The sequence below is a fragment of the Peribacillus frigoritolerans genome (genome assembly GCF_004358755.1).
Taxonomy (GTDB): Bacteria; Bacillota; Bacilli; order Bacillales; family Bacillaceae; genus Bacillus_P.
In genome coordinates, this window is the sequence record NZ_SMZY01000001.1 from 246,800 (window position 1) to 267,329 (window position 20,530).

Genomic DNA, 20,530 nt, shown 5'->3' on the forward strand with positions numbered 1-20,530 from the left:
ATTTTTTTTGGAGGACTAACTTGAGAAAAAAACTGTACCAAAATCTAATCGAACTTACAAATTCTCTCCCTGTTTCAAAGTATATCATGAAATTTGCCAAATCTTCACGAAGCCGTTTTATTATTCCGTCCTATACGAAGATTTATCAAGTCAACGTCAATGAAATTCAAAAGCAAATCGATGCCTATCCGTCTCTGCATGATTTTTTTATTCGCGAATTAAAAAAAGATGCCAGAACGTTCGATGGTAACCCAAATCATATCATAAGTCCAGTTGATGCCGTCATAGAACAATTTGGCACTATTTCTTCTCATGATGCCATTATTGTCAAAAATCAGCCTTATTCCATTAATGATATGCTTGGAGATTCTGCTTTAGCAGAGAAATATATAAATGGTTCGTTTATTGTTCTGTATTTAAGTCCAAGTCATTACCACCGCATCCACAGCCCGGCCTCAGGAACGGTTGAAAGACAGTATGAGCTTGGGAAAACATCATATCCTGTAAACAGCTGGGGCTTAATGTACGGAAAATCACCGCTGTCAAAGAATTTCCGGACAATAACAGAAATTAAAGAAGAAGATCATAATCATATTGCAGTTGTAAAAGTGGGTGCAATGTTTATAAATACCATTCAATTAACTCATGCTAATGAAAAGGTTCGAAAAGGGGAAGAACTGGCTTATTTTTCTTTTGGGTCTACAGTTGTTCTGCTGTTTGAGAAACATAAGACTGATTTTGCAGATTCAGTCGCTTTGAAGAAGGAAGTGAAAGCAGGAGAGGTATTGGCTGTGAAAAAAATGAAAAGAGAGGACATCACGCTTTAAAAGCTAACTGGATGCTTTTAAAACGTGAGTCAGAGATCGGCGTTTAATTTCATTTTCGATTAATTCAATAAAATCTTCGCTTAAATTCATCTCTGTTGCTTTAAAATACGATTCAATCAATAGTTCATCAGATAGTTTTCGCATCTCTTTGCGCCGAAATTTCCGGCTTGCACCTCCAATTATGGATAAGGTAAAGGTTTTATATATCAACACCATGCATATACTAATATGTTATTTTCTGCTAGTAAATTAAATCTAACATGAATTAAAAAATAGAACAATCGTTCTCTTATCCACAGAAGATGGTGGATAAGCTGTTAATATCTTGTTTATAATTTCTAAATCAGAGGAATTTATATGAGTGTATAATGTGCATAAGCTTATCCACAGGTGTTGATTTTTTACAAATTTTGTCGAAAAATATATTGAATACTTGCAGTTGCTTTCCGCAGCTGTCAAGTTTCTTTTGAAAGAACGTGCAAAATCAGATATGATGTAATTTGGCCAAAAAATGTTCGATGAGGTGTTTATATATGTTAAATCTATTCCTGCCCGGTGAATATGTAAAAAATATCTTTGAAATTTCTCCTATGGTTCTTAAAGAGCGGGGAGTAAAGGGGATTATTACTGACCTGGATAATACCCTTGTAGAGTGGGACCGTCCAAGCGCTACACCAAAGCTGATTGAATGGTTTAAAGATGTGAAGGATCATGGTATCGCTGTGACCATTGTTTCTAATAATGTAGAAAAACGGGTGAAATCATTTTCAGATCCGCTAAACATTCCATTTATATATAAAGCAAGAAAGCCTATGGGAAAAGCCTTCAGACGTGCTGTAAAGAATATGAACCTTGAAAAAAAGGACGTAGTTGTCATTGGTGATCAGCTTTTAACAGACGTACTCGGAGGAAACCGCAATGGTTTTCATACCATTTTAGTTGTGCCTGTTGCTTCTACAGACGGTCTTGTAACAAGACTGAACCGTAAAATTGAACGCAGAATTTTAGCTGCTCTTAAAAGAAAAGGCTTAATTCAATGGGAGGATTAATCTAGTGATAGAAGAACAATTTGTCTGCATTGGCTGCGGCGTAAAGATTCAAACGGAAAATCCGGACGAGCTTGGTTATGCGCCTGAGAGTGCACTGCAAAAAGAAGTGATTATTTGCCAAAGATGCTTCCGCTTAAAAAACTACAATGAAATACAAGATGTGTCCTTAACTGATGAAGATTTCTTGAAGATCCTTCATGGGATTGGCGATACAAATGCTCTTGTTGTGAAAATCGTTGATATTTTTGATTTCAACGGAAGCTGGCTGAATGGTCTTCAGCGTTTTGTTGGAGGAAATCCGATTTTGCTTGTCGGTAATAAAGCGGATATCCTGCCAAAATCCGTTAAGAAGCAAAAATTAATCAACTGGATGAAGCGTGAAGCGAAGGAATTTGGATTGAATCCTGTTGATGTTTTTCTGATCAGTTCTGCAAGAGGTCAGGGCATTCCTGAAGTAACGGATGCGATTGAGCAATACCGCGAGGGTCAGGATGTTTATGTAGTAGGCTGCACGAATGTTGGAAAGTCTACTTTTATTAACCGGATTATTAAAGAGGTATCGGGAGAAAAAGACGTTATAACGACTTCCCACTTCCCTGGTACGACTCTTGATCTAATTGAGATTCCCCTTGATGACGGATCATCATTATATGATACACCTGGAATCATTAATCATCATCAAATGGCCCATTTCGTAGATAAAAACGACCTCAAGCTCTTGTCTCCAAAGAAGGAAGTCAAGCCAAAGGTTTTTCAATTAAATGAAATGCAGACCTTATTCTTCGGCGGTCTTGCGCGCCTGGATTATTTAAGCGGGGGAAGAACTTCTCTTACTTGCTACGTTCCTTCCGAACTGAATATCCACCGGACAAAACAGGAAAACGCAGATGAACTGTACAAAAGACACGCAGGTGATATGCTTACGCCTCCGCGCATGGAGCAATTGGAAGAATTCCCTGAACTTACTGCGCATGAATTTACAATCAAAGAAGATAAAACAGATATTGTTTTCTCGGGACTTGGATGGGTGACGGTAAACGAAGGGAATAAGAAAGTAACGGCATATGCCCCAAAAGGTGTAAATGTTACATTGAGACCATCATTAATCTGATTGGGAGAGACTTTCATGAATAGAGTATATGGACTGATTGGCTGTCCTGTCGGGCATTCCATGTCACCGCTTATACACAATGATGCTTTTTTGCAAAAAGAGCTAAAAGCTTCCTATCATGCATTTCATGTTGAAAAAGATGATTTGCAGGCTGCGATAGCAGGAATGAAGGCTTTAGGAATAGCCGGCTTTAATGTGACCATTCCGCATAAGGTTTCCATTATCCCATATTTAGACAAGCTTGATGAAACTGCAGAACTGCTTGGAGCGGTTAATACAGTCCTTAATAAAGACGGCTGTCTAATTGGGTATAATACAGATGGGCAGGGGTATCTGCAGTCTTTAAAACATCTTTTGAACAAACCTCTGCAGGAGCAGAGGTATTTAATTATTGGCGCCGGCGGTGCTGCAAGAGCGATTTATTTCACTCTTGCCTCAGAAGGCTGTGAAAGAATCGATCTTGCCAATAGGACACTTGCCAAAGCAGAACAGCTTATGAAGGTATGTCCTGCAGCAAGTGCCGGAAGGGTTCTCTCACTGAGCGAGTCAGAACAGAGACTTTCAGACTATGATGTCATCATTCAGACAACTGCAATCGGGATGCACCCGAATACTGAACAGAAGCCATTTGAGCTGACAAATTTAAAAAAAGGCTCGATTGTGAGTGACATCGTCTATAATCCGGTAAAGACAGCTCTATTAAAGGAAGCAGAAGTGGCCGGAGCACAAACATTGAATGGAGTAGGAATGTTTGTCCATCAGGCAGCTCTTTCCTTTGAAATATGGACCGGTGAAAAGCCGGATACAGCAAGAATGAGCAAATTAGTTTACGAACAATTAGGAGGATTTACATGTTAACTGGTAAACAGAAACGTTTTTTACGTGCAGAAGCACATCATTTAAACCCGATTTTCCAAGTGGGCAAGGGCGGGGTAAATGACAATATGATCCAGCAGATTGCTGATGTACTTGAAGTTAGAGAATTGATCAAGGTCAGTATTCTTCAGAACTGCGAAGAGGATCGCGATTCAGTAGCAGCAGCTCTGTCAAAAGGAGCAAAAGCTGAGCTTGTTCAAGTAATCGGCAATACGATCGTGTTATATAAAGAATCAAAAGAAAATAAACAGCTTAAACTGCCTAGATAAATGGGGAGGTGGAGAAGATGAGGAAAATCGGAATATTTGGGGGCACATTTGATCCCCCTCATTTTGGACATTTATTAATGGCAAATGAAGTATTGCATTCTCTTCATCTTCATGAAATTTGGTTTATGCCAAACCAAAATCCGCCCCATAAGGACAGCGATGACACAACGGACAGTATACACAGGCTTCACATGCTTCAGCTGTGTACAGAAAAGCGGCCAGGATTTAAGGTTCAGAGCATTGAATTTGAGAGAAATGGCCCTTCGTACACCTACGATACAATTATTTTGCTGAAAAACCAATTTCCAGACTGCTCGTTTTACTTTATTATTGGAGCAGACATGATTGAATTTCTGCCCAAATGGCATAAAATTGATCACCTGATTGAACTAGTTCAATTTGTAGGCGTTAAACGTGCAGGCTTTGAATCAGATACAGAATATCCAGTCATTGAAGTCGATGCGCCAATTTTTGAAGTATCTTCAACTATGCTTAGAGAGCGGATAAGACTTGGTTATTCAACAGATTATTTACTGCCGGATGAAGTGAGAGGCTATATTGAGGAGAATCACTTATATGGAACGTGAAAAAGCATTAGCTTTAGTGAAGGAACATTTAACAGATCACAGATATGAGCATACAATCGGGGTAATGGAAACGGCAATTGCACTTGCAAAACAATATGGAGCAGATGTGAAAAAAGCTGAAACAGCGGCCATTTTTCACGATTATGCCAAGTTCCGCAGCAAAGATGAGATGAAACAAATCATTATCGAGCAGAATATGACTAAGGAATTGTTAATTCACAGTCCGGAATTATGGCATGCTCCAGTAGGTGCTTATCTTGTTGAAAAAGAAGCAGGCATATATGATGCAGAGGTTTTGGATGCAATCCGTTACCATACATCTGGAAGAGAAAATATGACTTTGCTAGATAAAGTTATTTATGTTGCAGATTATATTGAACCTGGAAGAATCTTTCCGGGTGCAGACGAAGTAAGAGAGCTTGCAAAGAATGATTTAAATAAAGCACTGATTGTGTCGATGAAAAATACGATTTTATTTTTGCTGAAAAAAAATCAGGCAATCTATCCAGAGACTCTGCAATCATACAATTTTTTGGTTTTTGAAGAAAAAGGAGGAACATTATATTGACTGGTAAAGAAACGTTGGCAATTGTAGCAAAAGCAGCAGATGACAAAAGAGGAGAAGACATCGTAGCTCTGAAAATGGAAGGAATCTCATTAATCGCGGATTACTTCTTAATTTGTCACGGAAATTCAGATAAACAAGTACAGGCAATTGCAAGAGAGATGAAAGATCAGGCGGGACAAAACGGCATTGAGGTTAAGCGCCTGGAAGGATTTGATGAAGCACGCTGGGTGCTGATTGACATGGGTGATGTTGTTGCACACGTTTTCCATAAAGATGAGCGAAACTATTACAAGCTTGAAAAACTTTGGGGAGATGCTCCATCTGAAAATCTGGAGAAAGTCCTTTCACAATGATTTATAAAGGGTTTGCCGAGATTTATGATGAACTGATGAAAGAGGCTCCTTATACCCTCTGGACAGAGTTCCTTCATGAAAGGATGGCCAAGTTTGGAAATGGCGGAACCAATGTCCTTGATTTAGGCTGCGGCACTGGAGAAATTTCCATCAGGCTGAAACAAAAGGGATATCACGTTACAGGGGTGGACATCAGCGAAGAAATGCTGTCGATTGCCTTTCAGAAAACGGCAGCCGAGGGATTAAGCATTCCATATTTTCAGCATGATATGAGATTGCCGAGTGAGCTTGGCCAATTGTTTGACGGCATTTTTATCTGCTGTGATTCTCTTAATTACCTGGAGACAGAAGAAGATGTTCATGCTGCATTAAATGCTGCATTTGACCAGCTTGCACCTAACGGGATCCTTGTTTTTGATGTGCATTCCATATATAAAATACATGAAATATTCAATGAAGCTACATTTGCTGATAATAACGATGAAGTAAGTTATATCTGGAACAGCTTTATTGGAGATGCACCTGACAGCATTGAACACGATTTGTCCTTTTTTGTAAAGCGGGGATCAATGTATGAGCGATTTGATGAATATCATACCCAAAGAACTTACCCTGTGAATCAGTATGAAGAGATGATTAAACAAGCAGGTTTTACTTTACTCGAAATAACAGCAGATTTTAAAAATCAGCCTCCTGAATCTCAGTCTGAGAGAATCTTTTTTGTCGCCGCAAAGAAATAAAAACCATCGAATATATTTTTCGATGGTTTTTTTATAGGCCGGAAGGAAAATAGAAACGAATGGAGAAATCCTACTATATCACTCATATATTTCGAATTGTTCTTTTACCTCTCTTAGGTCCTCATTGTATTTCCTGTGTGTTCTCTGAAATAAGTGCTCAAACACCTCGCCGATTTCTGCTTCCATTACACTTATGCCTTCGCCAGTTACGCCGCCTTTTACGCACACCTTCTCCTGCAATGTTGGAAGTGTATACAGTTCGCTCTCCAGCAGCTTTCCAAGCCCAATAACCATTTCACTCGTCAATTGAACAGCCTGATGTTTTGTGATTTCTGTCTCTCTGACTGCGGCATCTATAAATCTTTGCAGAAGGTAGCTGAAAAATGCCGGGCCGCAACTTACGATATCGGATGAAACTCTTGTTATGTGATCGTCGATTGTAAAAGGATTTGAAATGGCCTGAAATAATTCCTCAATTGACTTCCGCATAGATGGACTGCAGTTTCCATAAGTAAGCAGCGACACACCTGATAGTGCCCGGTTTGTTATGCTTGGAATGGCACGGGCGACCTGGCAATTAACTATAGACTGAAGCTGTTCAACATTAATTGGACTTGTTATAGAGATGATGCACTGATCTTTTCGTAAATAGGGTGATAATTTTACTAAAAGGGGGTGAATGTCAAGCGGCTTCACACATATAAAAATAAGCTCAGATTGCCGAGCGATTTCTTCAGGTGTTAAATATAAATTTATTTTTGGATACTCTTTTTTTAGATTTGCCGCTTTCTCAAATGTTCGATTTGTAATATGAATGGCTGAGGGCTTAAGTGCATTCGATTCAATAAACGCTTCAATTAATATTTTCCCCATATTCCCTGTTCCAATAAAGCCTGCGTTCAATGTTTCATCCCCTCCTTTAACATACTTTCTCCTACACTTTATGAAAAAAGATGAAAAAATATGAATCACATGAAGGAGCAATGCATGGAATTTCTAAAAAAATATAAATATTTAGTCGGTGTGATTGGTATTGCCGCCGCTTTTTTTCTGCATCAAACGCAGCAAAATTCAATACCGGCAGAACATACTCCTCAAATGAACAAAGATGAAGCTGCTTTATTAACCGGTGAGCAGGCTTTAAACGAAGAGCCTGAATCAGAAGAGAATGAAGCAGACCAGACAGTCATTGTAGATGTGAAAGGCGAAGTTCAAAAGCCTGGTGTATATGAAATGAAGCCCGGAGAAAGGTTTCATCATGTCATAGAAAAAGCAGGAGGCTTAACTAATGCTGCAGATGCCGTTCAAATCAATCTTGCAGAGCTTCTTGAGGATGGGATGATTGTCTATATTCCAAAACAGGGTGAGATTGCAGAAAATCTAATTCAGCAGCCTGCAGCAGGAGCTGATGCTGAAGAGCAGAAAGTCAATCTTAATAAAGCAACATCAGAGGATCTTCAGACGCTTACAGGGATTGGTCCTGCGAAGGCGGAAGCCATTCTTGCATACCGCGAAGAAGCGGGCGGGTTCAAAACAATAGAGGATATCTTGAACGTTTCAGGAATTGGGGAAAAATCGTTCGAAAAATTAAAAGACAGTATTTCAGTAAAATGAATTGACGGGCTTTTCCTACTATCGATACACTAAAGGAAGAGCTACAGCTACTTCTACAAATGGGGGATAACATGAACAGAATTTCCTGGAATCAGTATTTTATGGCGCAAAGTCATCTGCTTGCTCTAAGAAGCACATGTACTCGCCTTGCGGTAGGAGCTACAATTGTCAGGGACAAGCGCATTATTGCCGGAGGATATAATGGTTCAATAGCAGGAGGCGTCCATTGTATTGATGAGGGATGCTATGTCATCGATAATCACTGTGTCAGAACCATTCATGCTGAAATGAATGCGCTGCTGCAATGTGCTAAATTTGGCGTGCCGACCGCAGGCGCAGAAATTTATGTGACACATTTTCCTTGTCTGCAATGCTGCAAAGCCCTTATTCAAAGCGGCATCAAAAAGGTCTATTTTGCGGAAAGCTACAAAAATCATCCGTATGCAGCGGAGCTATTTGAACAAGCTGGCGTTCATGTAGAGCAGGTTGAAGCGAATGCAGACCCTCTTGCTTTCGAACAGAGAAAATTCATCGACGAACTGCTTGTAAAGGTAAATGATGTCGAAGAACGCAACGTGCTTTTAGAAAAAGCAAATAAGCTGTTCAAAAGCAACGTATAATTTCAGCATGTCTAAAATAAGCTATCAAGGAAAGGTCATCTATTTTGCGGCAGCAGCCGGTTTAGCCGTTGCTGCTGCAAAATTTCCATTCCATCCGATATCCTCCTTCACCATTCTTCTTTTTTGTGCCTATCTTCTTTTCCGCAAAAAAACGACTTTGCTGATTGGCTGTATGGCCATTTTAATTCTCTTCATTTTTCATTTCCATGCAGTAGAAAAAAGCAATGCATCAAGGTTTAATGAGGGCAAAATAACCGTTCAGGGGGAATTCGCTGAGTTTCCTCAAATTGACGGCAATCAAATGAAAGGTGTTATAAATGCTAATCAAGAAAAAATAAGTGCCGTATACTATTTCAGTTCAGAGGAAGAGAAAAACAGGTACAGGTTATTGCAGATCAGCACATCTTGTACTTTTAAAGGGGAATTAAAGCCTCCTAAACATGCTACCAACCCAAATGCTTTTGATTACGCAGATTACCTTAAAAACAATCGGATTCATTGGATTCTTAAGGCAGATTCAATTGAGCAATGCAGGAAAGAAAATCAAACGCTGTCTGAAAAACTGAAAGAATTCAGACAAGCTGGCATTCTGTTTATTTCTGAGGTATTTCCGGAGGAATCCCGGGGAATTGTGCAGGCACTTCTATACGGGGAACGTACTAATATTTCCGAAGATATTAATAAGGCATATCAGGAGCTTGGCATCGTTCATTTACTTGCGATCTCTGGTCTTCATGTCGGTATTTTAGTTTCCGGACTCTACTTTATCTTAATCAGGTCAGGAATGACGCATGAAAAAGTGAAACTTCTTTTAATCCTATCACTGCCGGTTTATTGCATAATTGCTGGAGGGGCGCCTTCCGTCCTCAGGGCTGCAGGGATGAGCATGCTTTATCTTGCATCAAAACAATTGAAGCTGCAGCTCTCTACAATTGATGTTATTTCCGTTACGTTTCTTATTTTGCTTTTTGCAGATCCATATTACTTATTTAATGTTGGCTTTCAATTATCCTTTTCAGTGAGTATGGCCCTTATTCTGTCAGCCAGGGCTTTTTCAAAAATGAACAACCGCTTTTATCAGCTGGTTGCGGTATCATCAGTTGCCCAGCTCTCATCCCTTCCGGTTATTTTGTACAGTTTTTATCAAATCTCCCTGTTAAGTCTGCCGATGAATCTTCTGTTTGTGCCTTTTTACTCCGTGGTCATTCTTCCTTTATCACTTGTATCAGTGCTTGCGATGATTATTTTTCCGCCATTTGGATCATTCCTGATCGCTTTAACGGATCTTGTGCTGCAAATCAGCAATGATCTTGTGCTGTTTATCAGCAGCTTGCCTTCATTTATGCTTCTATTTGGCAAACCATCTTTTATCTTTCTGTTTCTATTTACATTGTTTTTATGTCAGGCATTTATTGCATATGAGAAATCCCATCGATTGAAAGAAATGAGGCTTTTCGTTTCATTCCTTGTGCTTCTGCTTTTTTATCAGCACGAATCAGAGTATTTTGTTCAAACGGGTGAGATCGTGATGCTTGATGTTGGACAGGGTGATTCTATTTACCTCTCTGCACCGCATAATCAGGGGACATACTTAATCGATACTGGCGGTATGCTGTCATTTAATCAGGAAAAATGGAAAGAAAAAAGCAGCGCTTATTCAATCGCTGAAGATACACTTATTCCTTTTTTGAAATCAAAAGGCAAAAGAACCCTGGATAAACTGATTCTGACTCATGGAGATGCAGACCACGCCGGGGAGGTCATCGATCTTCTTGCTGAAATACGTGTCTTGGAGCTGATCGTGCCATATGGTTTTTTAAGAGGGGAATTTGAGCAGGAAATCATCGATAAAGCGAAAAGTACAGGAACGGTGGTTTCAGTTTTGAAAAGCGGTGACGCTGTAGCTGACCATTTTTTCAACTTGCACATTTTATCTCCAATTGCTTTATCAGAGAGTGAAAATGACGATTCTTTAGTTATATTTGCAAAGATTGGAGGTTTGAAGTGGCTGTTTACGGGTGATTTAGAGCACGAAGGAGAAAAGCGTATCCTTGAAAAATATAAAGGTCTAAAAACCGACGTATTAAAGGTTGGTCATCATGGAAGCAAAGGTTCTACATCAGAATCGTTTGTAAAGCAGCTTCAGCCGGAGTTTGCTTTAATTTCAGCAGGTGAGAACAACCGGTATAACCATCCTCATGATGAAATTCTTCAGCTATTGAAAAAATATGATGTATCAGATCTTCAAACAAAAAGGGATGGTTCGATTACGTATAAATTTCACGGTGACAGTGGAACGTTTTCCGTGCAGCCTCCATACGATAGCGTATCAGATAAATGATTTATGAAAATGAAAAAGAGACTGCTCTGCAGTCTCTATGTAAGGGTTGTCATGAACCGATTAACTTGATAACTGTCGCTAATACGAAAATAGTGGCAAAAAAACCAAATGAAACGATAAATCCTACACCCGAGTCTACTGCATCGTTGCGTTTGCTTTGAACATTCTTTTCAAATTCATTCACAATTTACCCCTCCTATATGCCTTATAGTATAAGCCAAATCATACAAAAAATCTATCATTTTCCAATATGGGTTTTGACAACACTTTACACCTATAGAAACCCATCAGCATGAGAAAAATAATGACAACATATCGATCGCTTACCTGCACATGTAACCTGGGGCATGGGCGGTGGCGTTTATATATAGGGGAACCGGCTGAGCCTGTTCCCTGTTCATTTTGCCCATTTACAAAATCCGCACTTGCTAAACAGGCAGGAGACCGATAGGATTAGAAAAGAATGATTGAAACTGGGTGATAAAATGATATCAAACGTCTGGAAAGATTTGAAAAATAAACAGCTGAAGCCTGCTTACCTGCTTCTTGGAAAGGAATCTTATCTTATTCAGGAAACCGTTCAGCTGATTATTGAAGCTGCTTTGGATCCATCTGAAATGGATTTTAATCTTGCTCAGTATGACCTGTCTGAAACAGCATTGGAATCTGCCATTGAAGATGCAGAAACACTTCCTTTCTTAGGTGAAAAAAGAGTGGTTATTCTTAAGAATCCTCACTTTTTAACAAGTGAAAAGAAGAAAGAAAAGATAGAACACCGCATTGAAAAATTAGAGGAGTATTTGAAAAGTCCTGCTCCCTACACCATTTTGATTATTGTAGCACCTTACGAAAAGCTGGATGAACGAAAAAAAATCACTAAAGCTGTAAAAAAAATGACTGAAGCTGTTGAAATGAATGGATTTTCTGAGCATGAAACAAAAAAGTGGATGAAGGAACTGGCAGATGCAAATGCCATTGCACTTCAGGACTCCGCAAGAGATCGGCTATATTTGCTGACAGCCGGAAATTTAATGGCCATTTCACAAGAAATAAAAAAGCTGAGTACATATGCGGGTGAAGGCGGAATGATTACGGAAGACATTGTTTCTTCTCTTGTTTCAAGAACACTTGAGCAAAATATTTTCGAGTTGATTGAGAAGGTTATCCGCAAAGACAGGACTCGCGCCATGCAGATTTTTTATGATCTGCTGAAAGCAAACGAGGAACCTATCAAGATTTTATCCTTGCTGATTAATCAATTCAGATTGATTCTTCAAGTGAAAGAGCTGTCTGTTCTGGGATACGGACAGCAGCAAATTGCAGGGAATCTTAAGGTGCATCCATTCCGGGTGAAGCTTGCCATGCAGCAGGCACAGCTTTTTCAAACTCAGGAACTGACATCGATTATGAATCAGCTGGGTGACGCAGACTATGACATGAAAACCGGCAAAATGGATAAAAGACTCGCCGTTGAACTATTTTTGCTCCGATTGTTCAAATAAAGCCCATAAAAAAAATCCTCTTCTCGGGAAGAGGATTTTTTTATTATGCTGAAAGACCGTTTACAGATTTCGTTAAACGAGATTTGTAACGAGCAGCAGCGTTTTTGTGGATTAGACCACTTTGAGCAGCTTTGTCAATTCTTTTAGAAGCTACAGCTAGTGCAGCTTTTGCATTGTCAGCATCGTTGTTAACAACTAGAGCTTCTACTCTTTTAATAGCAGTACGCATAGCAGATTTGATTGTTACATTGTGTGCATTGCGCTCAGCGTTAGTTTTTGTGCGTTTGATTGCAGATTTGATGTTTGGCATTCGTTTCACCTCCTAAAAAGCATTCGAGATCTATTATACTCGACATTTTCATCAATAATAAGAACAAGTGATATTTTATCAAACGGACATATAGATTGCAATATAATTGTAAAGGAAATTATCACGGCTTATGACTGTCAAGAATGAAAGCTGGAAATTAAGGCAAAAATACAGATTAAGAAAGACTATGCAGCCAGGAGGTTATGACATTGAAAGAACCTTTAGATTTAAGTATGTATTCAGTCCGAACAGATTTGGCCATTGAAGCACGCGATTTGGCAGCTGAAACAAAAACACCTGAGCCCGAAAAGAAATCACCCGAGATTGAAGGCGTAATTGTTAAAGAGCGGGATGATAATGGAGTGAAAATAACATCTCTTCAAATTACCGAGAAGGGAGCAGAGCTTACCGGAAAGAAGCCTGGAAATTATTTGACCCTTGAAGTACAGGGGATTCGCCAAAAAGATACAGCGCTGCAAAATCAGGTTGTAGACGTTTTCGCAAAAGAATTCAGCAGTTTTATGGATGGATTGAAGATTCCAAAGGATGCAAGCTGTCTTGTAGTGGGTCTTGGCAACTGGAATGTGACACCAGATTCGCTTGGCCCACGCGTTGTAGAAAACCTTCTTGTTACACGTCATTTATTTCAGCTTCAGCCTGAAAATGTTCAGGAAGGCTTCAGACCAGTGAGCGCGATATCTCCTGGGGTAATGGGGATTACAGGAATTGAAACAAGCGATATTATTACCGGCATTATTGAAAAAAGCAATCCTGATTTTGTCATCGCCATTGATGCGCTGGCTGCAAGATCGATTGAGCGTGTAAATACAACGATTCAAATTTCAGATACAGGAATTCATCCGGGATCTGGCGTAGGAAATAAACGCAAAGAGTTAAGCATGGACACCCTGGGCATTCCTGTTATTGCACTTGGCATTCCGACAGTGGTGGATGCTGTTTCAATCACAAGCGATACGATTGATTTTATTTTAAAGCACTTCGGAAGAGAGATGAAGGAAGGAGACCGTCCTTCGAAGTCGCTCACTCCGGCAGGGATGTCATTTGGAGAAAAAAGAGTGCTTTCCGATGAAGATCTTCCATCAGATGAACATAGACAGCAATTCCTTGGAATCATTGGAACTCTTGAGGATGAAGAAAAAAGAAGACTGATCCACGAAGTCCTCTCTCCGCTTGGACATAATTTGATGGTGACTCCAAAGGAAGTTGACACCTTTATTGAAGACATGGCAACAGTTGTAGCGAATGGGCTGAACGAGGCACTTCATCAGCAGGTGGACAGCAGCAACGCGAGGTCATATACGCATTAAAAATCAGTCTACTTTCTCCGGCTGCTGCATATAGTTAAGCAGGCAAGCTTTGAAGGAGGAAGAAGATGAAGCATTCTCGAACTAATCGCGGAATAATAGTAACTTTGAATGGGACAAGCTTGAAAAAAGGATTTGCACTCGGCTTTATCGGGTTTATGCTCGTATTTTTACTTTCAGGCGCGCTGACTTCCTTAAAGCCTGAATATAGAATCACTTCAAAATCAATTAATGAATTAACAAATAATATAACAGGCAATTCTTTTATTCATCTGCTTGGTTTTGAAAATCGTTATTTTGTTCAGGATCTGCCTGAAGAAGCTAAACCGCCAAGTGTTTCATCTTTATTTTTCAAAGCGGCAACAAGCATCAACCCTGAAGACCCCCGAAGTCTGCTTGGAAGGGAGCTCCCTGGATTTACCCTTTTTGACAGCGAAATTGTAGTTGCGGGAGAAGGAACCGATTATACAACAATGCCAATTGAATCTCCCCCGCCGACAGAGGTGCTTCTAGAGGAGCGGGAAGCATCAATCGCTGACTTGGAAGGTGCGGATGATCAGCCGGATCAGTCAAAAACACCGCCGATTGCGACAACAGGAGAACGGAAAGTGGTTTACATTTACCATACACATACAACAGAATCCTATTTGCCTATGCTAAAGAATGTCAAAAATGCAAACAGCGCTTATCATTCAGAAGCAAACGTAACACTCGTAGGAGACAGACTCGGAAAAGCACTTGAAGATAAAGGAATCGGAACAAACGTAGATAAAACCAATTTCATGAAGAAACTGAATGAGAAGGGCTGGTCATTTACAAAAGCATATACCATGTCCCGGCCGACAGTTGAAACAGCAATGGCGGGAAATAAAGAGATTCAGTATGTAATTGATATTCACCGTGATTCACAGCCTTATAAAATAACAACCGCAGATATTAACGGGAAGAAATATGCCAAGGTTGCATTCGTCATAGGGGGGAAAAATCCTCTTCATGATAAAAACAAACAACTGGCCTCCGAGCTTCATAAAAGAATTGAAGCAAAATACCCGGGGCTGAGCAGAGGTGTGTTCCTTAAAGATTCCCCAGGTTCAAACAGCCTGTATAATCAGGATCTTACAGAAAATGCAATGTTGATTGAATTCGGCGGCATCGATAACAACCTGGAGGAACTTAACCGTACTGCAGATGCAGTTGCAGATATTTTCAGTGAGTATTACTGGCAGGCAGAAAAAGTAAATGCTGCAGCTCCTGAGAAAAAATAAGATAAATTCAGATTAGAGGGAAGTATGATGATGAAATTCATGCTAAAGTGCTTTGTCCTATGCTCAATACTGCTGCTTGGTGTTTTGTTTGGCATGCAGCAGGCCAATCAGGGTCTTGTAAAAATGAAAGGATACGATGACCCCAATTTGAGCAGCGCTTTTGAAGTGAAAAATGATTCATCAGGAGAACTGGAAGCTTCCGTATTAGGCGTCAGCCATAATCTCGAAGAAAAACAGGAAAAGCTCGAGGAAATGGAGGCATTCAATTTCTTTTCCCAGCTTGGAAAAAAATTTGCCGCGCTTGCAAGTGCAGTCATAACGGGGTTTATTACATTTTTGGCAGGACTGGTTGAAAGCCTGTTTCAATAAACCGAAGATTGCATAGGATGGAGGGAAGCTGATTGGAGGCCTTCCTCTTTTTTGTGAGGTGGTGGATCCTGATCTGTCTGTGTCAAGCTCCGCCTCCCAGTCTTCGGGCAGAACAAAAATTCTCCAATTAGTTTGGAAACCCCTCCGATTAATTCGGAAACCCCATGAATTAATTCCAAAACCCCTCCAATTAAATTGGAAAACCCATCAATTCCGTATTGACTGCTCGGCCTGAACAGGCGGTTCCGCTTTTCGGTGTTGTCTAGCTCCATCGCCCAACTCCTCGGCCAGAACGGATCAGCCAGAGCAAAGGCAAAAAGCGCCTTCACTGGCTGATCCTTATCTGTCTGCCTGCGCTAAACGGGCGGTTCCGCTTTTCGGTGTTGAATGTTACTTCCCCTATTGATATAATCAAATTTAGTGCATTGGCCAGTTTAGTAGGAGTGATAGAACGATTATGAAGAATAAAGAAGATAAATTAAATAGGCAATCCAAGATACGCAATTTCTCGATTATTGCCCATATTGATCATGGGAAGTCAACGCTTGCGGACAGAATTCTGGAAAAAACGTCAGCGTTAACACAAAGAGAAATGAAAAATCAGCTTCTTGACTCAATGGATCTTGAGAGAGAACGCGGAATAACGATTAAATTAAATGCCGTTCAATTAAGATATAAAGCAAAAGATGGAGAAGAATATATTTTCCATTTGATTGATACACCGGGACATGTCGATTTTACATACGAGGTTTCCCGCAGTCTGGCTGCTTGTGAGGGAGCTGTACTGGTTGTTGATGCTGCACAGGGAATTGAAGCTCAAACCCTTGCGAATGTTTACTTGGCTCTGGATAATGATCTGGAAATTCTTCCGATTATCAACAAGATAGACCTTCCAAGCGCTGATCCTGAACGTGTCCGCCAGGAAATTGAAGATGTAATCGGTCTTGATGCTTCAGAAGCTGTCCTTGCTTCAGCTAAAGCTGGCATCGGAATTGAAGAAATATTGGAACAGATTGTTGAAAAAGTTCCTGCTCCACAAGGTGATCCTGATGCGCCGCTTAAAGCGCTTATCTTTGACTCCTTATATGACGCATACCGCGGAGTTGTGGCATACATCCGAGTAGTAGAGGGATCGGTTAAAGTCGGACAAAAAATCAAGATGATGGCAACGGGCAAGGAATTTGAAGTAACAGAGGTCGGTGTATTTACACCTAAAGCTCTGTTGCTTGATGAATTAAATGTAGGCGATGTCGGATTCTTAACAGCTGCCATTAAAAATGTTGGCGATACAAGAGTCGGTGATACGATAACGGACGCTAAAAATGGTGCAACCGAGGCGCTTCCAGGCTACCGTAAATTAAATCCTATGGTGTATTGCGGCCTGTATCCAATTGATACGGCAAGATACAATGATCTGCGCGAGGCTTTAGAAAGATTGGAGCTTAACGATTCAGCACTTCAATATGAACCGGAGACATCTCAGGCACTTGGCTTTGGATTCCGCTGCGGATTCCTTGGACTTCTGCATATGGAAATTATCCAGGAACGGATTGAGCGTGAATTTAAAATTGATTTAATTACAACTGCACCAAGTGTAATTTATAATGTCTTTTTGACAGATGGCAGCGAAGTCCGGATTGATAACCCATCCAATCTTCCTGATCCTCAAAAGATTGACCGGATTGAAGAGCCATATGTGAAAGCGACCGTAATGGTTCCAAACGATTATGTCGGTGCTGTCATGGAGCTTTGCCAGAATAAACGCGGCAACTTTATCGATATGCAATATTTGGATGAAAACAGAGTCAGCATTGTTTATGAACTTCCATTATCGGAAATCGTTTATGATTTCTTTGACCAATTAAAATCAAACACAAAAGGGTATGCGTCATTTGATTATGAGCTGATCGGCTATAAAACGTCCCAGCTTGTGAAAATGGATATCCTGCTCAACAATGAGAAAATTGATGCACTGTCATTTATCGTTCACAGAGATTCAGCCTATGACCGCGGTAAAATCATTGTAGAGAAATTAAAAGAACTGATTCCGCGCCAGCAATTCGAGGTGCCGATTCAGGCGGCAATCGGACAAAAAGTGGTTGCTCGTTCGACAATCAAAGCAATGCGCAAAAACGTCCTTGCCAAATGCTACGGAGGAGACATCTCCCGTAAACGCAAACTTCTTGAGAAGCAAAAAGAAGGTAAGAAACGAATGAAAACCGTCGGTTCTGTAGAAGTTCCACAGGAAGCCTTCATGGCTGTTCTGAAAATGGACGATAACTAATTCCAATCATTTTCATTCAAACACAATGTGTGATATCGTAAGAAAAAACATTTGCCGCAGTCAACGCACTGCGGCTTCTTTATTAGAAGGTGAGAAAAATGGTCAAAGCTGCATATCTACACATTCCTTTTTGCGAGCAGATCTGTCATTATTGTGACTTTAACAAGGTCTTTTTGAAAAATCAGCCAGTTGAGGAGTACCTTGACAGCATGCAAATGGAAATGAAAAACACTCTTATAAAATACCCGTCAGATTCTCTTGAGACAATTTTTATAGGCGGAGGCACACCCACTGCTTTAAATGAAAAACAAATGGAAAAGCTCCTGACAGCAATAAATGAGGAGTTTAAGCCATCCCCATCATTACACGAATTTGCAGTAGAAGCGAATCCTGGTGACCTTTCATATGAAAAGTTAAAGGTGATGAAAGACCTTGGCGTAAACCGCCTGAGTTTCGGCGTGCAGACATTTAACGACAGGCTGCTTGAAAAGATCGGGCGCACTCACCGTTCGGCTGATGTCATGAAAAGCATTGAGCTAGCCAAAAAAGCAGGCTTTGACAATATAAGCATTGACTTGATGTACGGGCTGCCCGGGCAGACAATCCAAGATTTCAGAGATTCCCTGAAGATTGCGTTTGGCCTTGATGTTAAGCATTATTCTTCGTATTCTCTCATTGTTGAACCCAAAACGGTTTTTTATAATTTAATGTCCAAAGGCAAACTGATCCTTCCTCCTGAGGAAGATGAAGCCGTCATGTATGAATATCTCATGGAAGAGATGGAACAGCATGGTTTTCATCAATATGAAATCAGCAATTTTGCCATTCCAGGTTTTGAAAGCAGACATAATCTTACTTATTGGGATAATGAAGAATACTACGGAATCGGAGCGGGAGCGCACAGCTACACAGGCAATATCCGGCGGGCAAATGCAGGTCCGCTGAAAAAATATATGCAGCTGATTGAAGAAACAGGATTTCCCTATCTGAATGAGCATCAAGTAACAGAAGCTGAAAAGATGGAAGAGGAACTTTTCCTTGGTTTACGTAAATCTTCCGGAGTCAGCAAAAAGAGATTTGCCGATAAGTTCGGCATGCCTATTACAAATGTTTTTGGATTGCAGATCCAGGAACAAACTGAAAAAGGCCTGTTAAATGATGGAGAGGATTCCATTTCACTCACTCACCAGGGGAAATTACTGGGAAATGAAGTTTTTCAGGCATTTTTAGGTGTTGTGCCTGCTGAATAGGGTAAACATAAAAGACGGCGTTTTTACGCTTGTCTTTTTGTTTTCCTTTTCTTAAATGATTTACCTATAAACTCATAGGGAATTTAATCTAAATAATTGACATTTAACGTTTGATTTGATACTTTTTATTATAGATTTAGCACTCACGCATACAGAGTGCTAACAGAGGTGATGATAATGTTAACAGATCGTCAGCTTTTAATACTTCAGGTCATTGTTGATGATTTTATTCAATCGGCTCAGCCGGTTGGCTCTAGAACTCTTTCTAAGAAGGAAACGATCACATTCAGTTCTGCAACAATCAGAAATGAAATGGCAGACCTTGAAGAAATGGGTTTTATCGAAAAGACCCACAGTTCATCTGGCAGAGTTCCGTCTGAGAAAGGGTACCGCTATTATGTGGATCACTTGCTTGCTCCGCAGAAACTGACAAATATGGATGTTGTTACGATTAAGTCTGTCTTTGCAGAGCGCATATTTGAACTTGAAAAAGTAGTGCAGAAGTCTGCTCAGATTCTTTCGGACTTAACGAATTACACGTCAATTATTTTAGGTCCTAAAGTAAACGAAAATCGGCTGAAACGAATTCAGATTGTTCCAATCAGCGAAGATACAGCTGTTGCAATTATTGTGACAAATACGGGCCATGTTGAAAACAGGACCATTTCTTTTCCGGGAACAATTGATCCGCAGGATATAGAGAAAATGGTAAACATATTAAATGAGCGATTATTTAACGTCCCGATTGTCGAATTGCATGACAAGATATACAAAGAAATAGTAAACTTGCTGAGGAATCATATTCAAAATTATGACTCCATCATGAAAGTTCTATCTGGAACATTCACGATGAACGCAAATGAAAAGATATACTTCGGCGGGAAAACAAATATGTTAAGCCAGCCTGAATTCAATGATATCACGCGTGTCAGAACACTTTTGACAATGATCGAGGAAGAGCAGGAATTATATAACATTCTGCAGGCCTATGATTCAGGAATTACGATTAAAATCGGCAAAGAAAATCAGAACATTGCAATGGAAAACTGCAGTCTGATTACAGCAACCTACTCTGTTGATAATAAACAAATAGGGCGGATTGCCGTCCTTGGACCGACAAGAATGGAATATTCCCGGGTAATCAGCCTGCTTCAGAGAGTCACAAAAGATATGTCCAAAGCCTTAACAAATCTGTATCACTCATAAAAACATTGTCCATATTGTAAGAGAGTGGAAAATTGTTTTCCGCTCCCTTTCCATGGCTTTGCAC

The 20,530-nt window shown here is 40.1% G+C and carries 23 protein-coding genes; 19 read left to right on the top strand and 4 right to left on the bottom strand.

The window, feature by feature from the left end; genetic code table 11:
* Nucleotides 1–20: 20 nt before the first annotated feature.
* Complete coding sequence (locus tag E2R53_RS01160; protein WP_133310036.1) at nucleotides 21–827, top strand: phosphatidylserine decarboxylase; 807 nt, start codon at nucleotides 21–23, stop codon at nucleotides 825–827.
* A 3-nt stretch (nucleotides 828–830) separates the two neighbouring features.
* Here E2R53_RS01160 and E2R53_RS01165 read toward each other — a convergent pair whose 3' ends face one another.
* Nucleotides 831–971 carry a sporulation histidine kinase inhibitor Sda gene (locus E2R53_RS01165; protein WP_133310037.1) on the bottom strand — a complete coding sequence of 47 codons (141 nt, stop codon included), beginning with the start codon at nucleotides 969–971 and terminating at the stop codon, nucleotides 831–833.
* 374 nt (nucleotides 972–1,345) lie between these two features.
* Between E2R53_RS01165 and E2R53_RS01170 the strand changes: the two genes are divergently transcribed.
* Genes E2R53_RS01170 through E2R53_RS01205 form a run of 8 tightly spaced genes read left to right on the top strand, consistent with a single transcriptional unit; the run spans nucleotide 1,346 to nucleotide 6,380 of the window.
* Nucleotides 1,346–1,876 (top strand): YqeG family HAD IIIA-type phosphatase, encoded by a 531-nt coding sequence (locus E2R53_RS01170; protein ID WP_083328033.1) that lies wholly within the window; start codon nucleotides 1,346–1,348, stop codon nucleotides 1,874–1,876.
* A 7-nt stretch (nucleotides 1,877–1,883) separates the two neighbouring features.
* Entirely contained in the window at nucleotides 1,884–2,987 is a 1,104-nt protein-coding gene (gene yqeH / locus E2R53_RS01175) for a ribosome biogenesis GTPase YqeH (protein ID WP_435796772.1), read from the top strand.
* A 15-nt stretch (nucleotides 2,988–3,002) separates the two neighbouring features.
* Nucleotides 3,003–3,845, top strand: a complete 843-nt coding sequence (gene aroE, locus E2R53_RS01180; RefSeq protein WP_133310039.1) for a shikimate dehydrogenase — start codon at nucleotides 3,003–3,005, stop codon at nucleotides 3,843–3,845.
* The gene (gene yhbY / locus E2R53_RS01185; RefSeq protein ID WP_133310040.1) at nucleotides 3,839–4,132 is read left to right on the top strand and encodes a ribosome assembly RNA-binding protein YhbY; all 294 of its coding nucleotides are present in this window, start codon (nucleotides 3,839–3,841) and stop codon (nucleotides 4,130–4,132) included. Before aroE ends, yhbY begins: the two co-directional genes overlap by 7 nt.
* Nucleotides 4,133–4,149: 17 nt before the next feature.
* Nucleotides 4,150–4,719, top strand: coding sequence for a nicotinate-nucleotide adenylyltransferase (locus E2R53_RS01190; RefSeq protein ID WP_133310041.1), 570 nt, complete (start codon nucleotides 4,150–4,152; stop codon nucleotides 4,717–4,719).
* A complete protein-coding gene (yqeK, locus tag E2R53_RS01195) occupies nucleotides 4,709–5,287 on the top strand; it encodes a bis(5'-nucleosyl)-tetraphosphatase (symmetrical) YqeK (RefSeq protein ID WP_133310042.1) in 579 nt (192 codons plus the stop codon). Before E2R53_RS01190 ends, yqeK begins: the two co-directional genes overlap by 11 nt.
* Nucleotides 5,284–5,640, top strand: coding sequence for a ribosome silencing factor (gene rsfS / locus E2R53_RS01200; RefSeq protein ID WP_070874395.1), 357 nt, complete (start codon nucleotides 5,284–5,286; stop codon nucleotides 5,638–5,640). Before yqeK ends, rsfS begins: the two co-directional genes overlap by 4 nt.
* A complete protein-coding gene (locus tag E2R53_RS01205; RefSeq protein ID WP_133310043.1) occupies nucleotides 5,637–6,380 on the top strand; it encodes a class I SAM-dependent DNA methyltransferase in 744 nt (247 codons plus the stop codon). The genes rsfS and E2R53_RS01205 overlap by 4 nt, the downstream gene beginning before the upstream one ends.
* A gap of 78 nt (nucleotides 6,381–6,458) precedes the next feature.
* Here the strand turns inward: E2R53_RS01205 and comER are convergent, their stop codons facing one another.
* Nucleotides 6,459–7,283 carry a late competence protein ComER gene (comER, locus tag E2R53_RS01210; protein WP_133310044.1) on the bottom strand — a complete coding sequence of 275 codons (825 nt, stop codon included), beginning with the start codon at nucleotides 7,281–7,283 and terminating at the stop codon, nucleotides 6,459–6,461.
* Between the two features lie 84 nt (nucleotides 7,284–7,367).
* Between comER and E2R53_RS01215 the strand changes: the two genes are divergently transcribed.
* The 3 genes from E2R53_RS01215 (at nucleotide 7,368) to E2R53_RS01225 (ending at nucleotide 10,955) form a co-directional block, all read left to right on the top strand.
* Entirely contained in the window at nucleotides 7,368–7,994 is a 627-nt protein-coding gene (locus tag E2R53_RS01215) for a helix-hairpin-helix domain-containing protein (RefSeq protein WP_165970850.1), read from the top strand.
* 71 nt (nucleotides 7,995–8,065) lie between these two features.
* Nucleotides 8,066–8,614: a ComE operon protein 2 gene (locus tag E2R53_RS01220; protein WP_133310046.1), complete on the top strand. Its 549-nt coding sequence runs from the start codon at nucleotides 8,066–8,068 to the stop codon at nucleotides 8,612–8,614.
* 7 nt (nucleotides 8,615–8,621) lie between these two features.
* Nucleotides 8,622–10,955 carry a DNA internalization-related competence protein ComEC/Rec2 gene (locus E2R53_RS01225; protein WP_133310047.1) on the top strand — a complete coding sequence of 778 codons (2,334 nt, stop codon included), beginning with the start codon at nucleotides 8,622–8,624 and terminating at the stop codon, nucleotides 10,953–10,955.
* 49 nt (nucleotides 10,956–11,004) lie between these two features.
* Here E2R53_RS01225 and E2R53_RS01230 read toward each other — a convergent pair whose 3' ends face one another.
* On the bottom strand, nucleotides 11,005–11,139 hold the full coding sequence (locus E2R53_RS01230) for a YqzM family protein (protein WP_070874390.1): 135 nt from the start codon (nucleotides 11,137–11,139) through the stop codon (nucleotides 11,005–11,007).
* A gap of 301 nt (nucleotides 11,140–11,440) precedes the next feature.
* Between E2R53_RS01230 and holA the strand changes: the two genes are divergently transcribed.
* Nucleotides 11,441–12,457, top strand: coding sequence for a DNA polymerase III subunit delta (gene holA / locus E2R53_RS01235; protein ID WP_133310048.1), 1,017 nt, complete (start codon nucleotides 11,441–11,443; stop codon nucleotides 12,455–12,457).
* A 43-nt stretch (nucleotides 12,458–12,500) separates the two neighbouring features.
* Here the strand turns inward: holA and rpsT are convergent, their stop codons facing one another.
* Nucleotides 12,501–12,767 carry a 30S ribosomal protein S20 gene (rpsT, locus tag E2R53_RS01240; protein WP_070874389.1) on the bottom strand — a complete coding sequence of 89 codons (267 nt, stop codon included), beginning with the start codon at nucleotides 12,765–12,767 and terminating at the stop codon, nucleotides 12,501–12,503.
* A 209-nt stretch (nucleotides 12,768–12,976) separates the two neighbouring features.
* On the opposite strand from rpsT, the gene gpr reads away from it, so the two are divergent.
* The 6 genes from gpr to hrcA all read left to right on the top strand — a co-directional run bounded on the left by gpr (nucleotide 12,977) and on the right by hrcA (nucleotide 20,466).
* Nucleotides 12,977–14,095 (top strand): GPR endopeptidase, encoded by a 1,119-nt coding sequence (gpr, locus tag E2R53_RS01245; protein ID WP_070874388.1) that lies wholly within the window; start codon nucleotides 12,977–12,979, stop codon nucleotides 14,093–14,095.
* A 65-nt stretch (nucleotides 14,096–14,160) separates the two neighbouring features.
* A complete protein-coding gene (gene spoIIP, locus E2R53_RS01250; RefSeq protein ID WP_133310049.1) occupies nucleotides 14,161–15,357 on the top strand; it encodes a stage II sporulation protein P in 1,197 nt (398 codons plus the stop codon).
* Between the two features lie 24 nt (nucleotides 15,358–15,381).
* Nucleotides 15,382–15,726 (top strand): YqxA family protein, encoded by a 345-nt coding sequence (locus E2R53_RS01255; RefSeq protein WP_286166034.1) that lies wholly within the window; start codon nucleotides 15,382–15,384, stop codon nucleotides 15,724–15,726.
* A gap of 457 nt (nucleotides 15,727–16,183) precedes the next feature.
* Nucleotides 16,184–18,010, top strand: coding sequence for a translation elongation factor 4 (lepA, locus tag E2R53_RS01260; RefSeq protein WP_133310050.1), 1,827 nt, complete (start codon nucleotides 16,184–16,186; stop codon nucleotides 18,008–18,010).
* Between the two features lie 98 nt (nucleotides 18,011–18,108).
* Nucleotides 18,109–19,260 (top strand): radical SAM family heme chaperone HemW, encoded by a 1,152-nt coding sequence (gene hemW / locus E2R53_RS01265; RefSeq protein WP_133310051.1) that lies wholly within the window; start codon nucleotides 18,109–18,111, stop codon nucleotides 19,258–19,260.
* A gap of 177 nt (nucleotides 19,261–19,437) precedes the next feature.
* Complete coding sequence (gene hrcA, locus E2R53_RS01270) at nucleotides 19,438–20,466, top strand: heat-inducible transcriptional repressor HrcA (RefSeq protein ID WP_133310052.1); 1,029 nt, start codon at nucleotides 19,438–19,440, stop codon at nucleotides 20,464–20,466.
* Nucleotides 20,467–20,530 lie beyond the last annotated feature (64 nt).

Coding starts and splice junctions, on each gene's coding strand:
- E2R53_RS01165 (WP_133310037.1), bottom strand. CDS start 971: ATGCGAAAACTATCTGATGAACTATTGATTGAATCGTATTTTAAAGCA.
- E2R53_RS01170 (WP_083328033.1), top strand. CDS start 1,346: ATGAGGTGTTTATATATGTTAAATCTATTCCTGCCCGGTGAATATGTA.
- aroE (WP_133310039.1), top strand. CDS start 3,003: ATGAATAGAGTATATGGACTGATTGGCTGTCCTGTCGGGCATTCCATG.
- yhbY (WP_133310040.1), top strand. CDS start 3,839: ATGTTAACTGGTAAACAGAAACGTTTTTTACGTGCAGAAGCACATCAT.
- E2R53_RS01190 (WP_133310041.1), top strand. CDS start 4,150: ATGAGGAAAATCGGAATATTTGGGGGCACATTTGATCCCCCTCATTTT.
- yqeK (WP_133310042.1), top strand. CDS start 4,709: ATGGAACGTGAAAAAGCATTAGCTTTAGTGAAGGAACATTTAACAGAT.
- E2R53_RS01205 (WP_133310043.1), top strand. CDS start 5,637: ATGATTTATAAAGGGTTTGCCGAGATTTATGATGAACTGATGAAAGAG.
- E2R53_RS01215 (WP_165970850.1), top strand. CDS start 7,368: ATGGAATTTCTAAAAAAATATAAATATTTAGTCGGTGTGATTGGTATT.
- E2R53_RS01220 (WP_133310046.1), top strand. CDS start 8,066: ATGAACAGAATTTCCTGGAATCAGTATTTTATGGCGCAAAGTCATCTG.
- E2R53_RS01225 (WP_133310047.1), top strand. CDS start 8,622: ATGTCTAAAATAAGCTATCAAGGAAAGGTCATCTATTTTGCGGCAGCA.
- holA (WP_133310048.1), top strand. CDS start 11,441: ATGATATCAAACGTCTGGAAAGATTTGAAAAATAAACAGCTGAAGCCT.
- rpsT (WP_070874389.1), bottom strand. CDS start 12,767: ATGCCAAACATCAAATCTGCAATCAAACGCACAAAAACTAACGCTGAG.
- spoIIP (WP_133310049.1), top strand. CDS start 14,161: ATGAAGCATTCTCGAACTAATCGCGGAATAATAGTAACTTTGAATGGG.
- E2R53_RS01255 (WP_286166034.1), top strand. CDS start 15,382: ATGATGATGAAATTCATGCTAAAGTGCTTTGTCCTATGCTCAATACTG.
- lepA (WP_133310050.1), top strand. CDS start 16,184: ATGAAGAATAAAGAAGATAAATTAAATAGGCAATCCAAGATACGCAAT.
- hemW (WP_133310051.1), top strand. CDS start 18,109: ATGGTCAAAGCTGCATATCTACACATTCCTTTTTGCGAGCAGATCTGT.
- hrcA (WP_133310052.1), top strand. CDS start 19,438: ATGTTAACAGATCGTCAGCTTTTAATACTTCAGGTCATTGTTGATGAT.